The 17,480-nt window shown below is 55.5% G+C and carries 20 protein-coding genes and 1 pseudogene; 9 read left to right on the top strand and 12 right to left on the bottom strand.

Going from position 1 to position 17,480, the window contains the following annotated elements:
* Positions 1-47 precede the first annotated feature (47 nt).
* On the top strand, positions 48-872 hold the full coding sequence (locus AC1DHT_RS26810; RefSeq protein WP_477761537.1) for a hypothetical protein: 825 nt from the start codon (positions 48-50) through the stop codon (positions 870-872).
* A gap of 282 nt (positions 873-1,154) precedes the next feature.
* Here AC1DHT_RS26810 and AC1DHT_RS26815 read toward each other — a convergent pair whose 3' ends face one another.
* From AC1DHT_RS26815 to AC1DHT_RS26825, 3 genes are read right to left on the bottom strand one after another with little or no spacing between them, the layout of a single operon-like run.
* Positions 1,155-2,267, bottom strand: coding sequence for a ComEC/Rec2 family competence protein (locus AC1DHT_RS26815; protein WP_477761538.1), 1,113 nt, complete (start codon positions 2,265-2,267; stop codon positions 1,155-1,157).
* Positions 2,236-3,318: a hypothetical protein gene (locus AC1DHT_RS26820; protein ID WP_477761539.1), complete on the bottom strand. Its 1,083-nt coding sequence runs from the start codon at positions 3,316-3,318 to the stop codon at positions 2,236-2,238. Before AC1DHT_RS26820 ends, AC1DHT_RS26815 begins: the two co-directional genes overlap by 32 nt.
* Complete coding sequence (locus tag AC1DHT_RS26825; protein ID WP_477761540.1) at positions 3,315-4,469, bottom strand: caspase family protein; 1,155 nt, start codon at positions 4,467-4,469, stop codon at positions 3,315-3,317. The genes AC1DHT_RS26820 and AC1DHT_RS26825 overlap by 4 nt, the downstream gene beginning before the upstream one ends.
* A gap of 88 nt (positions 4,470-4,557) precedes the next feature.
* Here AC1DHT_RS26825 and AC1DHT_RS26830 point away from each other — a divergent pair.
* The 3 genes and pseudogenes from AC1DHT_RS26830 to AC1DHT_RS26840 all read left to right on the top strand — a co-directional run.
* Positions 4,558-4,842 (top strand): annotated as a pseudogene (locus AC1DHT_RS26830) (DinB/UmuC family translesion DNA polymerase); the annotation flags it as partial.
* A gap of 809 nt (positions 4,843-5,651) precedes the next feature.
* Positions 5,652-5,951: a DUF6124 family protein gene (locus tag AC1DHT_RS26835; protein WP_427544180.1), complete on the top strand. Its 300-nt coding sequence runs from the start codon at positions 5,652-5,654 to the stop codon at positions 5,949-5,951.
* Positions 5,952-5,986: 35 nt separating this feature from the next.
* Positions 5,987-6,247 (top strand): hypothetical protein, encoded by a 261-nt coding sequence (locus tag AC1DHT_RS26840; protein ID WP_427544177.1) that lies wholly within the window; start codon positions 5,987-5,989, stop codon positions 6,245-6,247.
* 326 nt (positions 6,248-6,573) lie between these two features.
* On the opposite strand, the gene AC1DHT_RS26845 is transcribed toward AC1DHT_RS26840, so the two are convergent.
* From AC1DHT_RS26845 to AC1DHT_RS26865, 5 genes are all read right to left on the bottom strand, one after another.
* Positions 6,574-6,702: a hypothetical protein gene (locus tag AC1DHT_RS26845; RefSeq protein WP_427544174.1), complete on the bottom strand. Its 129-nt coding sequence runs from the start codon at positions 6,700-6,702 to the stop codon at positions 6,574-6,576.
* A gap of 219 nt (positions 6,703-6,921) precedes the next feature.
* Entirely contained in the window at positions 6,922-7,617 is a 696-nt protein-coding gene (gene arsH / locus AC1DHT_RS26850) for an arsenical resistance protein ArsH (RefSeq protein WP_103319236.1), read from the bottom strand.
* Positions 7,618-7,630: 13 nt separating this feature from the next.
* Entirely contained in the window at positions 7,631-8,101 is a 471-nt protein-coding gene (locus tag AC1DHT_RS26855; RefSeq protein WP_427544170.1) for an arsenate reductase ArsC, read from the bottom strand.
* A 202-nt stretch (positions 8,102-8,303) separates the two neighbouring features.
* Positions 8,304-8,792 carry a hypothetical protein gene (locus tag AC1DHT_RS26860; RefSeq protein WP_427544167.1) on the bottom strand — a complete coding sequence of 163 codons (489 nt, stop codon included), beginning with the start codon at positions 8,790-8,792 and terminating at the stop codon, positions 8,304-8,306.
* A gap of 89 nt (positions 8,793-8,881) precedes the next feature.
* Positions 8,882-9,493 carry an RBBP9/YdeN family alpha/beta hydrolase gene (locus AC1DHT_RS26865; RefSeq protein WP_427544165.1) on the bottom strand — a complete coding sequence of 204 codons (612 nt, stop codon included), beginning with the start codon at positions 9,491-9,493 and terminating at the stop codon, positions 8,882-8,884.
* Between the two features lie 129 nt (positions 9,494-9,622).
* Between AC1DHT_RS26865 and AC1DHT_RS26870 the strand changes: the two genes are divergently transcribed.
* Positions 9,623-10,285: a ribonuclease T2 gene (locus AC1DHT_RS26870; RefSeq protein ID WP_427544162.1), complete on the top strand. Its 663-nt coding sequence runs from the start codon at positions 9,623-9,625 to the stop codon at positions 10,283-10,285.
* Positions 10,286-10,383: 98 nt separating this feature from the next.
* Here AC1DHT_RS26870 and AC1DHT_RS26875 read toward each other — a convergent pair whose 3' ends face one another.
* Both AC1DHT_RS26875 and AC1DHT_RS26880 read right to left on the bottom strand, forming a co-directional pair.
* Complete coding sequence (locus AC1DHT_RS26875; RefSeq protein ID WP_427544159.1) at positions 10,384-11,037, bottom strand: HAD family hydrolase; 654 nt, start codon at positions 11,035-11,037, stop codon at positions 10,384-10,386.
* Between the two features lie 234 nt (positions 11,038-11,271).
* Complete coding sequence (locus AC1DHT_RS26880; RefSeq protein WP_477761541.1) at positions 11,272-11,436, bottom strand: demethoxyubiquinone hydroxylase family protein; 165 nt, start codon at positions 11,434-11,436, stop codon at positions 11,272-11,274.
* A gap of 209 nt (positions 11,437-11,645) precedes the next feature.
* On the opposite strand from AC1DHT_RS26880, the gene AC1DHT_RS26885 reads away from it, so the two are divergent.
* The 3 genes from AC1DHT_RS26885 to AC1DHT_RS26895 all read left to right on the top strand — a co-directional run bounded on the left by AC1DHT_RS26885 (position 11,646) and on the right by AC1DHT_RS26895 (position 15,037).
* Complete coding sequence (locus tag AC1DHT_RS26885; RefSeq protein WP_427544153.1) at positions 11,646-13,217, top strand: sensor domain-containing diguanylate cyclase; 1,572 nt, start codon at positions 11,646-11,648, stop codon at positions 13,215-13,217.
* Between the two features lie 66 nt (positions 13,218-13,283).
* Positions 13,284-14,183, top strand: coding sequence for a class A beta-lactamase (gene bla / locus AC1DHT_RS26890; protein ID WP_427544150.1), 900 nt, complete (start codon positions 13,284-13,286; stop codon positions 14,181-14,183).
* Positions 14,184-14,197: 14 nt separating this feature from the next.
* Positions 14,198-15,037, top strand: coding sequence for an arylamine N-acetyltransferase family protein (locus AC1DHT_RS26895; protein WP_427544147.1), 840 nt, complete (start codon positions 14,198-14,200; stop codon positions 15,035-15,037).
* Positions 15,038-15,045: 8 nt separating this feature from the next.
* Here the strand turns inward: AC1DHT_RS26895 and AC1DHT_RS26900 are convergent, their stop codons facing one another.
* The gene (locus AC1DHT_RS26900) at positions 15,046-15,426 is read right to left on the bottom strand and encodes a BrnA antitoxin family protein (protein WP_054596596.1); all 381 of its coding nucleotides are present in this window, start codon (positions 15,424-15,426) and stop codon (positions 15,046-15,048) included.
* A gap of 3 nt (positions 15,427-15,429) precedes the next feature.
* Entirely contained in the window at positions 15,430-15,711 is a 282-nt protein-coding gene (locus AC1DHT_RS26905) for a BrnT family toxin (RefSeq protein WP_427544143.1), read from the bottom strand.
* Positions 15,712-15,934: 223 nt separating this feature from the next.
* On the opposite strand from AC1DHT_RS26905, the gene AC1DHT_RS26910 reads away from it, so the two are divergent.
* Complete coding sequence (locus AC1DHT_RS26910; RefSeq protein ID WP_427544140.1) at positions 15,935-17,455, top strand: nucleobase:cation symporter-2 family protein; 1,521 nt, start codon at positions 15,935-15,937, stop codon at positions 17,453-17,455.
* Positions 17,456-17,480: the final 25 nt, after the last annotated feature.

The following is a 17,480-nucleotide window of genomic DNA, read 5'->3' on the forward strand; positions in this document are numbered from 1 at the left end:
CTGTAATGTGCTGTGCAATTAGATAACGTATAGAGAAGGAGTTCAGAGTGACTGCCAAAAAGGTGATTTATCTTGATTATAATATTTTCGAAAGCTATCGAGCGAATGACGTAGAAGGCCTTCGTGCAGTGGTAGATGGCCTGAAAGATGAGCACGTCCTTCCTTACAGTCCCGCGCATATGGAGGATTTGGCCTCCTCCTTGGCGTGGCAAGAATTTGGGGAGGATGAAATCAAGGCTGTCCTAGAGCGGTGTGAGGGTAGGCTACAGAATGTCATCGATATCTCAAAAATGGTTGAAGTGTTCCCTGGCCAGGGGCATAAGCCGACCCGAATGGTCGAGGAACATCCAGGAGCTTGCCTGGTTCGGGTCCTAGATCATTTCGACCGGAATAAATTTCTCGAAGTTCGGGAGCGCGAATTACTTGAGCAGATTAAGGCAACCGACGCCAAAGGCGAGCGCTCCACAAGAATGTCCAACCTTCCTGTGGAATTTTTATCGGATCCCGAATATGCCTTACAGCTACAGAAAAAGTTTGAAGCCAGTCGTGAGCTAATGAATAACAAGCAGGAGGCTGGCTTGACGGACTTGAAGTGGCCCAGTATCGCCCGATCACATGCGGTGTTGGAGCATGTGTTTGAGATGCTCATGAACTACCTTGAGGAAGTGCGTTTCAAGCCAGAAAAGGTCAAGAATTCACGCACGCGGATGCATGATGTTACGCATGCGATTTATGCCACCAAAGCAGACGTTTTTGTCACTGGAGATGACCGGCTCTACCATAAGGCACGTGTGGCCTACCACTATCTGGATGTGCCTACCGAGGTTTTGTCTTTGGAGACGTTTATTAAGCGTTACGGTAGCTCGTTGTAACTAATCGAGTTCGGCCTGAAAGCGGCGCTTTACGATTCTCAAGATGGTGAAGCGCCGTTCAAGTCTCGGGCGAACGGAAGCCCGAGGAGAGAGCATGACAAGAGCAGTGGACCTAAGTCATCGCTCCTGAAAATTTCGGTCAAGGCTGATAGAGGACGTAGTCGACTGGGATGGGCGCAACGGTTACGTACGCTCATCAATGCGAATAACTTGGCGGCTTCAACAGAATGCCCTCACATCAACATCAAATATTTACAATGTATGCAATCATTCCGGCTCGACTTATTCAGTAACTACTATCGAATCTCCTTGAAATTTTAAGCTTAGGCCGTCCTCTGCGTTACCGTACGTTGTGCAATAGTCGAATTTTTGACGCCAGTCGTCGCTATCCCATTTTTCATTGAATTCGCTGCGAACATTAAACCCTACAGTTGCCGGGCGATGCTTGCTATGAATGAGTATACGCGCCACTGCCTGGTCGTCGGGGTGCTGAAAGCGCGAACCATCAGTCGAGATAAGCCAGCAGCGACAATTAACACTTTCGATTAGAGCTTTGCATAGATTCCGTCGACTGCCGTGGTGTGGAACTTTGAAGGCAGTTAGTTCAAGAGGTTGACCCGGGGAAATTAATTGGACTGATTCTTTTAAGTCTGTTGAAAATGCGTCCCCAGCTAATAATATCCGTGTATCTTGATATTCCAGTAAAAGGGCAATGCTGCTAGCGTTGGCCGGGCTGTTATCTCTTGCCAGTTGTTGCTCGGCGAGATGTGCAAGCGCTGCCTTGTTTTCTAGTGTCCGAGGAGAGCTAGTGCCCATTCGCTCCAGCCCCTCGCCTGCGGTGCTTTGCTGTGTTTTTTTTAGTGCAGCCTCAACCTCTTTGCGCCATACAGACTTCAACTCACTGAGTCTTCTGGATGTTGGGCCTAGAACCGTCAATCGCATACCACCTTCAAAGTCTCGATGCGGTAGAGGCAGATTACTTTCACAACATACAGGCCCCCCTGCGAATAACTTGTTCCAATTTTGTTTGCCGAGCCAATGGCTTAAACGTTCGCCCTGAACTGCTCCCATGGACTCAAATTCGCCTTGGGGTTTGAGTCCATCTAAATGTGCAAAACCATTGAACCAAAAATCTTTCGCTGTAAAGCCAGGTAGTGGCTCTGCATCTACCAGACAAGACAGCAAGCCGCCAATGTGATCGCGGTCAATATGGGTGACAACTATAAGTTCGAATGATCGTTGATCTTCAGGCAGAGTGCTGATGCGCTCTCGCAACTCCGTTCCCGTTTCCTGGGTGCCCATATCGATCAGCATCTGGTAAGGGGCGTCAGGGGAACCCCAACGCACCCAAATGGCATCGCCCTCACGCGCGGGCAGAAGTTGCAGCGTTAGCATTGTGGTCCTCCTGCAATCGGTCGCATAGGTACGTCGAGCGCCAGTCGACAAATGGCGCACGGTTGCTTAGACGGGATAGGGCTTCGCTGCGAGTTTTACTGTCGCTTTCTTCAGGCCAATAGCGCAACAGATCAAGTAATAGTGAAAAGGTTTCTGTAAATAGGATTCGTTGTTCGCTTGCCTGACATGCGAGTTGCAGCGCCTTGTCGCGCTGCCCTGGAAGTCGTGCCAATTGTGAGGCCAGTAATATCTTGCCATCAGGCAGCCAGCCGAAACGCTTAACCAGCGAATAGAGAAGCCCCAGTTTGTCACCGAGCCGGTCTGCCTTGTAAAGGATCAGCGCTGCCAGGGCAGCACCGGTTGGATCGATGAACTTCGATAGCAAGGTTTCCAGTGCCTTGTTGGCGAGTCGAGTGGCCGATTCAAACTGACCTGCTTCTACCATTCTCTCCATTGCTGAGGCAATGCTACGGGACTGCGAGATTTTGATTTGCACTGGCTCGAACGACGGCTCGGATTGGCGGGTAACATGACAAGTTACCGAAAATCGGTGATCGCCCGCGCTGATAGGAAGGCTCGCTTGCACGGTGCTTCCTGCCCTAAATATCGTAGCCACAGGTACCTGTTCCATCTTTTGTGAGTGACGGAGGATCCAATGGCTCTCCACTTCATATACAGTGACGTCGGGACTGATGTGGACAATCTCCATGTCCGTTTTCACAGTTTGAAGTTGGTGCAATTCGCTTACCGAGCGGAAGTCACTGTCATTCTTAGAAGCCAAGGGCTCAAAAGGCAGATTAGGTTCGAGCTTGATACGGTTCGGATGATTACCGTTTACTTCTGTAACCCTGGTGGTTCGCTTCCCATCCTCCAAAACGGCACTGATTTCGTAAAGCCCGTACGGTAGATCGAAGCTTCGCTGAGTGGTTGCAGGTTGGATCAAAATCAAATCGCTATCGCGGATTTCCACGCGGATCCCTTCACCGCGGTAGTAAAGTTTTGAGTCAATTTCTATCTTCAATACACCTAGCTTTTCTCCTTCAGCAGTCATAGCGGAAGCTCCTTCTCATTGACGGGAGGTTGAAGGTTTAAGCAATCCTCATCGATACTTGGAGGTGAGAGCGTCGTTACTTCAATTGCATAGAGCCCGGCGCGAACCCTAGCTGTAAGTGGCCAGTTTGAATAGCCCTTGTACAGCGTTGAGCCACGGTGTTTAAGGTTGGCAGTATAGTTAGAGTTGTTGTGGCCTGATCGTATAGAGATGGTCAAGTCGACATCAGGGGGTGTAAGGCATTCGTGTAGCACAGCGTTTGTCATTTTGCCGGTGCACTCAACCTCCTGAGTCTTTTCTCCTACGCCGGCCAAAGCCTGCACTGCGTCCGGTAAGTATTGGAGTAAGGTATTGACCGACACTCGCCAAGGTGAGTTGCGCTCCCCCTCAGAGCGCGCTGCGTGGCCCTCTTTAAGTCCCTTCAAAAGTGCATCGCAGAAGAGCGTCAGTCCATTGGTTTTTGCAAAGGCGCTTTGGCCGGGGGATGCAGAAAGAAACAAGGGAGAAGACTTGGCTGAGCCAGTTCGGGCTACATCGCCACCCTTCACGCCTCCGAGAACTCCATATTTTTCAAGTTCCTCGGGCAGGTCGCGGCATACATCGACAAACCAAAACTGAGTCTGGGCAACATCACTCTCTTGATTCATCGCGTCATGCATCCATCTCATATCGACGGCGCCGGTATACGTTTCATAGCGATGCATTGGGTCAGCAAAATCGTTCAATAACAATACAGCGCCATTTTTACTGAACTGCACACCGTGTCCGACGACGTAGACGATAGCAACGTTCTCCTCGTGGCTTCCGGCGGCATCTCTAAAATGAGTAAACATGATGTCTACGTTTTTTCGAGTGGCTTGCCAATTACCCTTGAGGAGAGCTTGAATGCTTGGCACGATGGTTTCATTGGGCGAGGGCGATAACAACACGCGCAAGCTACGCAAGGGAAGATCAGGGCGGTTGTAGCCGTTCATCAACCACGCAGCAAATTCGGATGCGGAGCGAGCAGCGGCTGAAAGTTGGCCGATACGAAACGCGCTGCCTTGAGGGCTGCAGTTTGCGCCACCGCTTAGAAACTCGTATGCACTCACCCCTATCACCAACGCATGGGTTCCGGGCAGGCTTAAATCTTCAGGTATCAATGATGTCATGCTGGCAGCGGACTCCTTGCATTGTGCCGGGCAAAAAGTTGCAGCATAGCAACAAGCCACTATTGGTGCAGGATTTACAAAGCGTGCCAATCCACCGAAGCAGGAGATCCGAAGCAGCAGAATGTTCGGGAAGCGCCTGACAGAGCTTCCTCCCATCAAAGAGGCGGTGGTGACTTACATGATGCGTGCCTCGGATGAGCTCCGTGCCCAGGGTTCGGTATGCAAGAAGATTCGGGTGAGCATCCGTACGGGGATGTTCAATCCGGAGGAGGCAAAGTTTGCCAATGGCGTGGTGGATTTGGACAAGATCAATGGGCGGTGGGGAAGGGGAACACTGCGTGCGGCCAGTGTGCCAAGCAATCCGTATTTGGGGTAATCACTTGGTATGGGGTCGACTCCTTCTGAGAAAGACCCAAGGATAGCAGCGGTAGTGGTGAATTGGTTTAGGGCAAATTCAGGGCCGCCGTGGACCGCAGGACGCCATGAGCAAAGGACGAAAGCACCGTATTTTCTGGCCTGACGCGGTCTGCAGGGACGCAAGAAGGGGGTCGAATCCCTTGCTCAGTTTTACTCCAGCGCAGCGGTCATGGTTGCTGGCTAGTTTGAGAAGTCTTTTGGCGTCATGTCTGGGATGTCAGTCCGGTATGTCATGGATTGGACAGACTTTCGTGTAAAAAATAGCTCTTTCTGGGCTATTTCTACCTTTTTCACTGCTTGATTTTTGCTACAGCAAGGATTGTTTTGTTTTTATCATCCTGAAATATAACGAAATATTATATTAGTCAGTCCAATCCATCATCGGGGCGACGGCAAAGCAGCAGAGCAAATTTCTACGATTGAATCCAGCGTCCAACACACCACACCAGCATCGGACATTTCCTTCAACCCGCATCGGTTCTAGCCGCTTTTCCGCCAGTCACCTCACCATATAGCCTTCCCCAGTCGCTGCAAAATCAGCGGCCGGATGTGGAAGTCCGTTCTATAGCTAAAGGCGCCCAAGCGCCCATAAACACATGTCGGCGTTTTTTTATGCCAACATTGTCGTGTTATGGCGGCTGTGCGCGGGGCACTCCCGAGTGCGCCGGGATCCTTTAGCCCCGGTCTTCCACACCTGCGTACGGCTGCCACCCTCATGTGGAAGTGAGATTGGCGGTTCACTGAATTGCTAAAGGAGCTTCACCCATGAAAAAGATCACCCCCAATCCCCCCGAAACCCCAGCCGTTTCCGACCCCACCACCCACATCTTCACCATCGCCCCCAACGTCGACACCGAAACCCTGCTAATCCACACCTCCGAAACCCTCGCATCCCTGAACGCCATGACCACCGACCTGGCCTTCGAACTCGAAGGTTCGCGCCGCCATGTTGCGTTGGCGATGCAGCAACTGGTGGTACTCAGCGAGTTGTTGGTGAATCGCGCGCTGGAGCACTTCGATACGCCGGACTTGGCGTCCGGGGTTTCCTCGGCTGCTCGTCACTGAGTGCTCACGCGGGTTCATTCACTGGAGGTTTTGCCATGGCTCGATACATGCCGATCACCGGCATTGATTGCACAATTGCGTCGCTGTTGATCGACACCGAAGCGCCGGTCGATGTGCTGCATGACACGGCGGCGTACCGTATTTGCAGCGTGACGCAATTGCTGGAGACGCTTTCCTTGGGCGAGGGGCTTGGTCGTGATGCTTTGCTGTTGCGGGACTTTGCGCGGGTGTTGGTGATTCCGCTGCGCGATGGGTGTGATTTGATGGATGTGGTTGGGAGGCGGTTGCGGAGGTAGAGCAAAGGGGCGGCCGTGAGGTTGCCCCTTTTTGGTTGGGTTTGTCCCGTTCTGTAGCAGTTGTCGAGCCTGCGTCAGGCCTGGGCCGCGTTTGGATGAGGCGGTGGTGAATCAGGGAACGCGTTCCTTCACGCAAACCGCGTACTCAGGATTTGCGAGGACTTTGTCCTCGAACGCAGCCTCGCGGGCTCGGCAGCTGCTACGGGGGTGGTTTTTTCCGTGTTTCAGCTTGGTGTAGATATGTATCGGTGCAGTCAGTGGGGGCGGGTTGGTTTTTTATAATAACCAACTTTATCTGCCCACTTGTTTTTGAAAGTGACCGACAGTCAATCTACGCGCTCATTGGCCTCTTTCATGGCCTGTTCTTTCTTCCGGTTTTTTAAATCTCTTCTGGCAGCCCAAATAAGACCGATGACTGTAACGGCAACAAGGATAATGATTTGTTCAGTAGGCATTTGCTTTCCTTCATAAAGCATTCGTTGGAATAGCGACGTCCCTGAATTCGCATAAGGTTTGTCCATGCTAATCAACGAAAGGAATGCATTTGTTAAGAATGTGTACCTCAGATGTAAAAGAGTGTGATCGGAGGAGGGGGGAATAATTAAAGTGTTACAGAAGTTGTAGAAAGTATGCAGGGGCGGCCATTGCGGTCGCCCCTTGTTTATTTCACGGCTTTATATCGAGCGCTGGTTAACCCGCTTGCTCAATTCCTCGGCGCTTTCCTTGCGCTCCGAGTAGCGGTCGACCAGATCGGGGCGGTCGCGTAGCAGGAGGGTGAATTTCAGCAGTTCTTCCATCACGTCGACCACGCGGTCGTAGAGCGCGGAGGGTTTCATGCGGTTCTGGTCGTCGAACTCCAAGAAGGCCTTCGGCACGGAGGACTGGTTGGGAATGGTGAACATGCGCATCCAGCGCCCCAGCACGCGCAGTTGGTTGACGGTGTTGAACGACTGCGAGCCGCCCGAGACCTGCATCACGGCCAGGGTTTTGCCCTGGGTCGGGCGTACGGCGCCCATCGCCAGCGGCACCCAGTCTATTTGCGCCTTGAACACGGCGGACATCGAGCCGTGGCGTTCCGGCGAGCACCACACCTGGCCTTCGGACCACTGCATCAAGGTCAGCAGTTCCTGGACTTTCGGGTGGTCGCTGGGCGCGTCGTCCGGCAGCGGCAGGCCGGACGGGTTGAAGATCCGCGTTTCGGCGCCGAAGTGTTCCAGCAGCCGGGCCGCTTCTTCCACCAGCAGGCGGCTGAACGAGCGTGGACGGGTCGAGCCGTAGAGCAGCAATATGCGTGGCTTGGGGTTGTCGACCGCGGCGTGGTGCAAGGTGTCGGACAGCAGCGAGTCGAGGTTTGGCAGTTGATCGCTCATGCGGCGCTCCAGGCTAAAGGGTGGCGATGCGCTCGAGTTCGTGCTGGAGTGCAGCGGCGTCGAGGCGTTCGAAGGGCAACTGGAGGAAGGCGCGGCAACGGGGTTCGATGGTGGCCAGCGTGGCGTTGAAGGCGGCGGTGATTTGTTCTTCGCTACCGCTGACGTCGGACGGGTCTTCAAGCCCCCAATGCGCCTTGAGTGCGGGGCCGAAATACACCGGGCAGGTTTCACCGGCCGCCTTGTCGCACACGGTGATGACGATGTCTGGCGGGCTGTCTGCAAAGGCGTCGTTGCCCTTGCTGCTCAGCCCGTCAGTGGCAATGCCGGCGGCCTGCAAGGTGGTCAGGCTGCGTGGCAGGACCTGGCCTTTGGGAAAGCTGCCGGCGCTCACCGCCTCGAAACCTGCCGGGGCGAGGTGGTTGAACATGGCTTCGGACAGGATGCTGCGGCAGCTGTTGGCCGTGCACATGAACAGGACTTTCATCGGTTACTCCGTAGGGCGCCGGGCTGGGGGTAAATATATGGTTTGGCGAATATACGGATTGTCGGATATCAGGTAAAGCGCGGTGGGTAACATGGGGCGGATTTCATGGCCGAAACGAAAATGGGCGACCGCAACGGGTCGTCCATTTTTTCGGGATCGGCAGGGAAGGGTGAAACCCCGTGATGCTTCCCCGCGTGGCGCTCTAGAGCTTCAGGCCTTCCTGTATCACCGAGAGAAAGCTGTCCTCATCGAGCTCGACCGGATCCGGTCGAGGTTGTCCGCTGCGCGGGATCGTCTGGATCTGCCAGTGCGCTTCACCGTGTTCGGTCTCGGCCCGGCGCAAATACAGCTGTTGGCCTTTGGAGAGGATATCGACACGGCCCATGCCGCCAATGACGAAGCGCGCGATGGGGTCGAGGGTGATGCTGTGGTGGTTGCCCTCGATCAGCAGCTTGTCGATGGCGTAGTTGAAGGTCTCGCCGGAGGGGAGATTTTCGATAACGTGTGTGGGGATGCGGCGAATGTTCAAGCCGGCTTCGGTCAGTGGCTCCAGCCATGTTTCAAGCTGGTGGTACATCTCATAGACCTGTATCGGCCAATGCTCAATCGCCGTGTCTGCGCAGGCTTCGGCGTCCGCACGGGTTTGTTGTTTCTGTTTCAGTTTTGCAGCGAGCTCATCTGCCTTACTCATTTCGATTTCCTATCGTGACGTAAGTGTAAGCGTAGCGACTTCACGGTACTTCACCTTGGCGGGTGATGACCAGTCAGAATTCGTTGCCATTAGCGGTTCGTTTTCCCGTTCATCATGCCCAGCAGAAGCTCTTCCACCAGCGGCAATTCGGTGAACCCGTCACTGGCCAGGAAGTGCCCGCCATGCTCTAGCGCATGGAAGTGCGCCTTCAGTATCTCGCTCAGTTTTTCCGTGTGGCTGAACGGCACAATCGTGTCGTCTTTCGCGGCGATGACGGAGCGCTGTGTCGACATCTGGATGATCTGATGCGGATCGAAACCCTGTTCCACAAAACCATTGAGGCCTGGCAGCACAGACAGCGTTTCTACGAAGCCCGAGAGCAAAACCAGCCCACCCAATCGGGTCGACGCTGCTTGTTTGGCCAGGTGCGTAAGCAAGCTGATGCAGCCCAGGCTGTGGGCGACGAAGTAGGTGTTTGGGTCGTGACGGGTGATGTGCTCGTCGAGGTAATGCGCCCACTCCTCGACGTTCGGTTGCAAGGGGCTGGGCATCTCCAGGATGTCGACCCGTATCCCTTGGGTTTCCAGGCGGTCTTTCAGCCAGGGAAACCAATGGGCCTGCGGGGAGGCGCTGTAGCCATGGACGACATACACCTGAATATCGCCAGCATTTGGGGTGCTTCGTTGATCAACGGAGAACATAAGGCGACCTCAAAAGCTATTGAGCATAGAAGCCTCGATGTGGATTCATCAAGGTCGCCTCAGACAGTACTTGACCGGCCAATCACCAGAATGAGACAACCAGCCGATTTGTCCCAAAGGAGAGGGTTTATGAAAAAACTGTATGCACTGGTTGCGCTCTTTGCGCTGACGATTGGCAGCGTCGGCATGAGCGACGCTAGGTCCCATCGCGATAAACAGCAGACCGAGTCGGTGGCGGGGGTGTTTGATTACTACCTGCTGACGCTGTCCTGGTCGCCGACGTTTTGCCTGACTCACCAGAGCAACCCGCAATGCTCGGGCAAAGGCTACGGCTTTGTCCTTCACGGTCTCTGGCCGCAGTACGCCAAGGGCGGTTGGCCGGAGTCGTGTCCGCCGATGGTGCCGTTGTCGCCCGCGGAGCAGAAGCAAGGGCTGACGCTGTTTGTGACGCCAAAGTTGCTTCAGCATGAATGGTCCAAGCACGGCACGTGCAGCGGTCTTGGCGCCTCGGGTTATCTGGATATGGCGGACAAGGCGGTTGGCACGGTGAAGATCCCGGACAAGCTGAAGCCCTTGAGCACCGAGATCTACTTCCCGGCGCAGGAAATTGCGCAGATGTTCCGTCAGAGCAATCCCGGGATTCCCGAGAATGGCATCGCGATTGTCTGCAACGGACCCGAGTTGTCGGAAGTGCGCGTGTGCCTGGGTAAAGACCTGTCGTTCGGGGCTTGCGGCAAGGGCGTGAAAAGTCAGTGTCGAGCGGGTGATATTCGGGTTCCGCCAATGCGTTGATGGGGATTGTTGTCGATTTATCGGCATAAAAAATGGGCGACTTCGGTCGCCCATTTTTGTGTGTTCGTTGTATTGAATTTGTGTTGCCTGTCGGTTCGTTACGCCGGTTCGCTCAGCGCCTGCACAGGCAACCCCAGCGCTGCCAAATCTTTGCGCAGTTGCGCCGCACAGGTGAACTGCAGCGCATTGAAACCTTCCCCGCGTGCACCTTCGATATTCGGCGCGTGATCATCGATAAACACCGCATGGTGGCCTTCGAACTGGTAGCGAGATTTCAGTAGCTGGAAAATCGCCGGGTCGGGCTTGATGAGGCCTTCTTCGCCGGAGACGAGAATGCCTTCGAACGTGTGCAGAAAGGGAAAGCGCTGAAGGGCAATCGGGAAGGTTTCGGCGGACCAGTTGGTCAGGGCCAGCAGGCGGACGCCTTTGGCGTGCAGTTCATCGAGGATCAGCACGGTCTCTTCCAGCACGCCGCCGAGCGTCTCTTCCCAGCGCTCGTGGTACGCACGAATCAGCGCCTCTTGTGACGGATGCCGCGCGATGGCTTCCTCAACCCCTTCCTGCCACGACCGGCCCGCGTCCTGGCGTTCGTTCCACTCGGGAGGGCAGACCTCGGAAAGAAAGGTCTCCATGGCCTGTACGTCATCGCCGAAGATCTTTCGGAAAAGGTTTCTTGGGTTCCAGCGAATCAGGACATTGCCGAGGTCGAACACAACGGTGTCGATGGTTGTCGGGCGGTTCAGAGCATTCATGCTTTTCCTCCTTGGATTGGCAGGTGCGGTAGTGTTTGAATTCAAACGCAGGCATGTTTGAGTCGGGGCGGTTTTAGGGTAGCCCTGTTTTACCGCATCCCAAACCGAATAACACATTCAGTAAACAAACTGATCATCCATCTGAACGGCCCATACAACAAAGAGCCGCCGCCCTCGACTCGACCGGTATCACGGTGGTTCTCCTCATCTTCCAGAATCGACTGGACTGTTTCCCTAGCCGCCGAATCGTTCCRGAAGGGGCACGTAGTCCTTGCGCAGCAGCCGGGATACAAAGATCTGCGATCGGTAAATGTTGATAGCGCCGAATTCCCCGGCGTGGTTCACCTTGAGAATCTTTCTGGCGGTGTCCAGCGATGCGGTGCTGTCTTTGTATTTCATCGGGCGTGGACATTCACAGGGTTGTATTGACGGGAAGCATTGACGTTTCAAACGAGCATCAACGAGTGCGTTGAACCTTACAGGAGAAAAGGCGCAGCGAGTTTATGACTCGCACCACAATTGCCCCTCATCACCCCTGTAGGCTAAGCTCCCCGGCATTAAGGGATCTGGGCTTTTGCTCATGCCTTACCCTTCAAGGATGACGCTTTTTGCCTACCCCTATTCATGACCCTCATTACACCCCCGGCGGCCCTCTTAAACGCTTGCCGCTACGCAAGGCTGCGATGATGTTTGTTGCAGCGGTCTGCCTGTGTCTGTGCGGCTTGCTTTACCTGCAACTGGAACAGTCCCGGCGCTACGATTTGTCGTTGGCTGAAGTGGCGTCGTCGAACCTGACGCGAGCGATGGCGCAGCAGGCGCAGGACACGTTTCTGAGCGCGGACCTGGTGATGACCAGCCTGGTCGACTGGATTCAGGCAGAGGGTTTTAGTGTGCTGCAGAACCCTCGGTTGCAACAGACCTTTGCGCGGCGGGTGCAGGCGCTTGAGCAGTTACACGGGCTGTTTCTATTTGATAAAAACGGTCAGTGGGTGGTGACATCGTTTGATGACTTGCCTCGTCGCGAGGGGGTGGCCGATCGCGACTACTTCAAGTTCCATCAGCAGAACCCTTCTTTGCTCGCGCACATCGGGCCGGCAATTCGTAGCCGGCAGAACGGCGAGTGGATCATTCCGATTTCCCGGCGGATAAATGACCCGCATGGCGAGTTCCAGGGCGTGCTGCTGGCCGGGATCAAGCTGTCGTACTTCGATCAGTTCTTCAAAAGCTTCAGCCTCGATGACAATGGCGTGATGTTTCTGGCGTTGTCGGACGGTACGCTGCTGGCCAGGCGACCGTTCGAGGAAGCGCGAATAGGCGAGTCGCTGGCGCACGGGGATATTTTCCAGAAGTACCTGCCCCATGCCAGTTTCGGCAATGGGATGATCCGTTCGGTGGTGGATAACGTGATCCGGCTATATGGCTATCGTCAGCTGGACGCCTACCCGCTGGTGGTTGCCGCGGCGACCCCGAAGGAGACGATTCTTCGGGGCTGGTACGCCAACGCCTATCAATCCAGCGTCGTCGTCGCCCTGGTGGTGCTCGGTGTGGGTTTGTTCGGTTGGGTATTTGTGCTGCAGGTTCGTAATGGTGAACTTATCGAGTCGGATTTGCGGACAGCGCAAGAGCAACTGGAAGTGATCGCGACTCACGATAGCCTGACCGGGTTGGCGAACCGTCGGCTGTTCGAACGGGCGCTGGACATCGAATTTGCACGGGGTGCCCGCCAACAGAGTTCGTTGAGCCTGATCATGCTCGATATCGATTTTTTCAAACGTTACAACGATGCCTACGGTCACGTGGCGGGGGATCAGTGCCTGGCGGAAGTGGCGCGCGCAGTGAAAAGTTGTTGTCTGCGTAAGTCCGACCTGGCGGTGCGTTACGGCGGTGAAGAGTTCGCGGTGCTGTTGCCCGACACTGACATTCACGGTGCCTTTACGATTGCCGAGCAGATCCGCCTCAGCGTCAAGGACAAGCACATCCTCCATTCAGGCGCGCCTTCGGGGTATCTGACGGTGAGTCTGGGTTGTTATGCGTTTGTGCCCAGAGACGGGGATAGCATCGAAGTGTTTATCGAGCGGGCAGACGCGGCGTTGTATCAGGCGAAGAATTTTGGTCGAAACCGCACGGTGGTGGTGTCGATGGAAGGAAGTCCTGAAGTGGTCGTGCATCCAGAAGTGTGATGAAGGGGCGGGGCGCGGTTGCGCAGCGGACCCGTCTGTAATGTCTATTTTTTTACGAGGTACCGCATGAAGTATTCACCTTCACGACGCTCATTGTTGAAGGCAGGTCTGACACTGCCATTGATCACGCTGGTAGTTCCAGCCTGGGCTAACGCTTCAGCTGCGGATAAACCGCTGGCCGAGTTGTACAAAAAACTTGCCGAGTTGGAGAACAGCGCAAAAGGTCGATTGGGCGTTGCCTTGATCAACACTGCCAATGGTCACGAGATTCAGTATCGGGGCGGGGAGCATTTTCCGTTCTGCAGTACTTTCAAGTTGATGTTGGCTGCAGCCGTGTTGCACAAAAGCATGGTTCAGCCGGGATTGCTGGAAAAGCATATTGCCTATGCTGAAGCTGACTTGCTGTCTTACGCGCCCATCGCCAAACAGAATTTGAAACAGGGCATGAGCATCGCACAGCTGTGCGCCGCCACCCTGCAATACAGCGATAACACTGCCGCCAACTTGTTGATCAAGGAGGTGGGTGGCGTGGAAGCGGTTAACCAGTTCGCCAAAGGCCTGGGTGATCCGGCGTTCCGGCTGGATCGCCGCGAGCCGGAGTTGAATACCGCCATTCCTGATGACCCCCGTGACACCACGACACCGGCTGCGATGGCCGCCAGTGTGCAGAAAGTGGTGCTGGGTGATGCGTTGGCAACGCCGCAGCGCGAGCAGTTGGTGACCTGGCTCAAGGGCAACACCACTGGCGATGCGAGCATTCGAGCCGGCACACCGACGGGTTGGATCGTCGGCGATAAAACCGGTAGCGGCGACTACGGCACCACAAACGATGTGGCGGTGCTTTGGCCACAGACAGGCGCACCCGTGGTGCTCGCAGTTTATTTCACCCAACATCAAAAAGACGCCGAAGCGCGTCGTGACGTTCTGGCTACTGCCACCCGTTTGGTGATGGCGCACGTGTCCTGAGCAAGGAGTCATTGATGATTCAGACTGAACTATCGAATGTTGACCTCTACCTGAAACGCCTCGGTTACGACACACCGCCGTCGCCCACGCTCGACACTCTTCGCGAGTTGCAGTCGCGGCATACCGCAACATTTCCTTTTGAAACCCTCTCGACGATGTTGTGGGTTCCGGTGCCCATCGACCTGCCTTCGGTCGAGCGCAAAGTCCTGCACGAGGGGCGAGGTGGTTACTGTTACGAACTCAACAATATGTTCCTTGCCCTGCTTCAGCTGTTGGGGTTCGAAGCGCGGGGGATTACCGGGCGGGTGGTGATGGGCGGTCCTGAAGACGCGTTGACCGCGCGCACTCACCGTTTGAGCCTGGTCACCCTGGACGGAGTTCGTTACATCGCGGATGTCGGCTTCGGTGGCATGGTGCCCACGGCGCCGCTGCGTCTCGATACTGAGGAGGAGCAGCCGACCGGTCATGAACCGTACCGCATCGTTCGCCAGGGCAGCAGCTACGCTTTGCGCGCGAAGGTCGCGGGCGAGTGGCGGCCGATGTATGTGTTCGATCTGCAGGTTCAGTCAGACATCGACTATCAGATCGGCAATTGGTATGTCTCGACCCACCCCGACTCTCCGTTTCGGGGGCAATTGAAGGTGGCGCGCACCGGGCCAGGGGTGCGTCGAACGCTTAACAACGGTAGTTATGTCATTCACCGGATGGGCCAGGAGAGCGAGCGCCGGCAGCTCACGGATGCTGATGAAGTGATTGCGGTGCTGGAGCGCGAGTTCGACATTCGCCTGCCGCAGCATCCAGAGTTGAGGCAGGTGCTGGCGCAGCTGGTGAGCTCAAGCGAAAGACCTGACTGAGCGCTGCGTCAGGCATGGTTCAGTGTTCGAGTCGCTTTGGGTTTTGCCTTCGGGCTGTGCTCGGCTTCGAGCATCCGGTTGATTTCACTGGCTGCCACACTCAACGTCTGCTCCAGTGATTTCAGTTCAGCAGCGGTAATTCCCTTCTTCAGGTGTTTGATGCCTGCGTCAATGGCGGAGGCAGGCGTCGGACCCTGACCTTTTGCGTTCAGCAAGGCTTGGCGCAAGGTATTGTTGATCACGGTCTGATAGCCATATCCCGCACTCTCTGCGAGCTCGCGTGCTGCCTCTATCACGGCGTCATCGAGCATGATGGTGATGCGGGTCTTGCCTTTACTGGCGGCAACCGGCCCACGTTTGGCGCTGCTGAAGTCGTATTCTTCTTTCATGGTTCAAGCCTCCAGGTATTGGCGGCGCTCATTGTGGGTGGCGATGCGAGCAGAAATGATTCGAACGAAGTTCGGATCGCGGTAGGTGTAGACAACCACCAGTACCCGGCCCACAGCATCCTTACCCATAACGATCCACCGTTGCTCATCATGGTCGCTGTCCGGGAGCGTCAGGGCATTGTTGTCGTAGAAAACCGGTTCTGTGTCGGCGAGACTGATGCCCTTGTGCTTCCTTTTGTTTGCAGCGTTTTTTACTTCGTCGTACTGAATGTCGAACGTCTTCATTATGCATACTTTATATGTATAAAAAAGGCAGCGAGTGAACCGTTGATCGCTGAAGAGACTTGAAGGTTAGTCGTCGTGAGGGAGGGGCCGAGGGAAGAACTATTTCAAGGTTTTGATGTGGGACTGCAAATACCGGCCGGCAAACTGTATACAACTCTATAGACATTTGTCTTGAGTATTGAATACAGTGTGCGCATAACAAAAACCAGGGAACCCCCTCACGATGAAAACGCCCTCTGTTTCACACCAGCGGCCTGAGGATGAAAACCTCGGGGTCGGCGCGAATATGGCTTACGGCCTGCAACACGTTCTGACCATGTATGGCGGTATCGTTGCGGTACCGCTGATCATCGGCCAGGCCGCCGGGCTTTCCCCGGCTGACATCGGTCTGTTGATTGCGGCGTCACTGTTTGCGGGGGGCTTGGCGACCTTACTGCAAACCCTCGGTTTACCGTTTTTCGGCTGTCAGTTGCCGCTGGTTCAGGGTGTTTCGTTCTCGGGTGTCGCGACCATGGTGGCGATTGTCGGCAGCGGTGGTGAGGGCGGTTTTCAGTCGATTCTGGGGGCGGTGGTCGCCGCCTCGTTGATCGGGTTGCTGATCACGCCGGTGTTTTCTCGAATTACCAAGTTCTTCCCGCCGTTGGTCACCGGTATCGTGATCACCACCATCGGCCTGACGCTGATGCCCGTGGCAGCGCGCTGGGCCATGGGCGGTAACAGCCACGTCGAAAGCTTCGGCAGCATGGCGAATATCGGGTTGGCGGCTTTGACGCTGACGCTGGTGCTGATGCTGAGCAAGATCGGCAGCGCCACGATCTCCCGCTTGTCGATCCTGTTGGCCATGGTGATCGGTACGGTGATTGCGGTGTTCCTCGGCATGGCCGACTTTTCGACGGTGACACAAGGGCCGATGTTCGGCTTCCCGGCACCGTTCCACTTCGGCATGCCGACCTTTCACTTCGCAGCGATCCTGTCGATGTGCATCGTGATCATGGTGACGCTGGTGGAAACCTCTGCGGACATTCTGGCGGTCGGTGAAATCATCGGCACCAAGGTTGATTCCAGGCGTCTAGGCAACGGTCTGCGGGCCGACATGCTGTCGAGCATGATTGCACCGATCTTTGGCTCCTTCACCCAAAGTGCCTTTGCGCAGAACGTCGGGCTGGTGGCGGTGACCGGGATCAAGAGCCGCTATGTGGTGGCCACCGGCGGGGTGTTCCTGGTGGTGCTCGGGCTGTTGCCGGTGATGGGGCGCGTGATCGCCGCCGTGCCGACATCTGTCCTCGGCGGTGCTGGTATCGTGCTGTTTGGCACCGTGGCGGCGAGTGGTATTCGTACGCTGTCCAAGGTCGATTACCGCAACAACGTGAACCTGATCATCGTCGCCACATCCATCGGCTTCGGCATGATCCCCATCGCCGCTCCCAACTTCTATGACCACTTCCCGAGCTGGTTTGCGACCATCTTCCATTCCGGCATCAGTTCGTCGGCGATCATGGCGATCGCACTCAACCTGACCTTCAACCACTTCACTGCCGGTAATTCGGACCAACAATCGGTCTTTGCTGCCGGCACCGAACGGACCTTGCGTTTCCAGGATCTGGCGGCGTTGCGCGAAGGGGATTACTTCAGTCGCGGCAAGCTGCATGACTGCGACGGTAACGAAGTCCCGGTGGTGGTGGATTCATCCCACGGCCCGACGGAGCATCATGCGGAGCATGCCAAAAGCAGTGAGCATGTCTGACGATACTGTGCAGAGCGGCGCCTGA

This window comes from Pseudomonas sp. 05N432 (assembly GCF_056396945.1).

Coding starts and splice junctions, on each gene's coding strand:
- AC1DHT_RS26815 (WP_477761538.1), bottom strand. CDS start 2,267: ATGCTAACGCTGCAACTTCTGCCCGCGCGTGAGGGCGATGCCATTTGG.
- AC1DHT_RS26820 (WP_477761539.1), bottom strand. CDS start 3,318: ATGACTGCTGAAGGAGAAAAGCTAGGTGTATTGAAGATAGAAATTGAC.
- AC1DHT_RS26825 (WP_477761540.1), bottom strand. CDS start 4,469: ATGACATCATTGATACCTGAAGATTTAAGCCTGCCCGGAACCCATGCG.
- AC1DHT_RS26835 (WP_427544180.1), top strand. CDS start 5,652: ATGAAAAAGATCACCCCCAATCCCCCCGAAACCCCAGCCGTTTCCGAC.
- AC1DHT_RS26840 (WP_427544177.1), top strand. CDS start 5,987: ATGGCTCGATACATGCCGATCACCGGCATTGATTGCACAATTGCGTCG.
- AC1DHT_RS26845 (WP_427544174.1), bottom strand. CDS start 6,702: ATGCCTACTGAACAAATCATTATCCTTGTTGCCGTTACAGTCATCGGT.
- arsH (WP_103319236.1), bottom strand. CDS start 7,617: ATGAGCGATCAACTGCCAAACCTCGACTCGCTGCTGTCCGACACCTTG.
- AC1DHT_RS26855 (WP_427544170.1), bottom strand. CDS start 8,101: ATGAAAGTCCTGTTCATGTGCACGGCCAACAGCTGCCGCAGCATCCTG.
- AC1DHT_RS26860 (WP_427544167.1), bottom strand. CDS start 8,792: ATGAGTAAGGCAGATGAGCTCGCTGCAAAACTGAAACAGAAACAACAA.
- AC1DHT_RS26865 (WP_427544165.1), bottom strand. CDS start 9,493: ATGTTCTCCGTTGATCAACGAAGCACCCCAAATGCTGGCGATATTCAG.
- AC1DHT_RS26870 (WP_427544162.1), top strand. CDS start 9,623: ATGAAAAAACTGTATGCACTGGTTGCGCTCTTTGCGCTGACGATTGGC.
- AC1DHT_RS26875 (WP_427544159.1), bottom strand. CDS start 11,037: ATGAATGCTCTGAACCGCCCGACAACCATCGACACCGTTGTGTTCGAC.
- bla (WP_427544150.1), top strand. CDS start 13,284: ATGAAGTATTCACCTTCACGACGCTCATTGTTGAAGGCAGGTCTGACA.
- AC1DHT_RS26895 (WP_427544147.1), top strand. CDS start 14,198: ATGATTCAGACTGAACTATCGAATGTTGACCTCTACCTGAAACGCCTC.
- AC1DHT_RS26900 (WP_054596596.1), bottom strand. CDS start 15,426: ATGAAAGAAGAATACGACTTCAGCAGCGCCAAACGTGGGCCGGTTGCC.
- AC1DHT_RS26905 (WP_427544143.1), bottom strand. CDS start 15,711: ATGAAGACGTTCGACATTCAGTACGACGAAGTAAAAAACGCTGCAAAC.
- AC1DHT_RS26910 (WP_427544140.1), top strand. CDS start 15,935: ATGAAAACGCCCTCTGTTTCACACCAGCGGCCTGAGGATGAAAACCTC.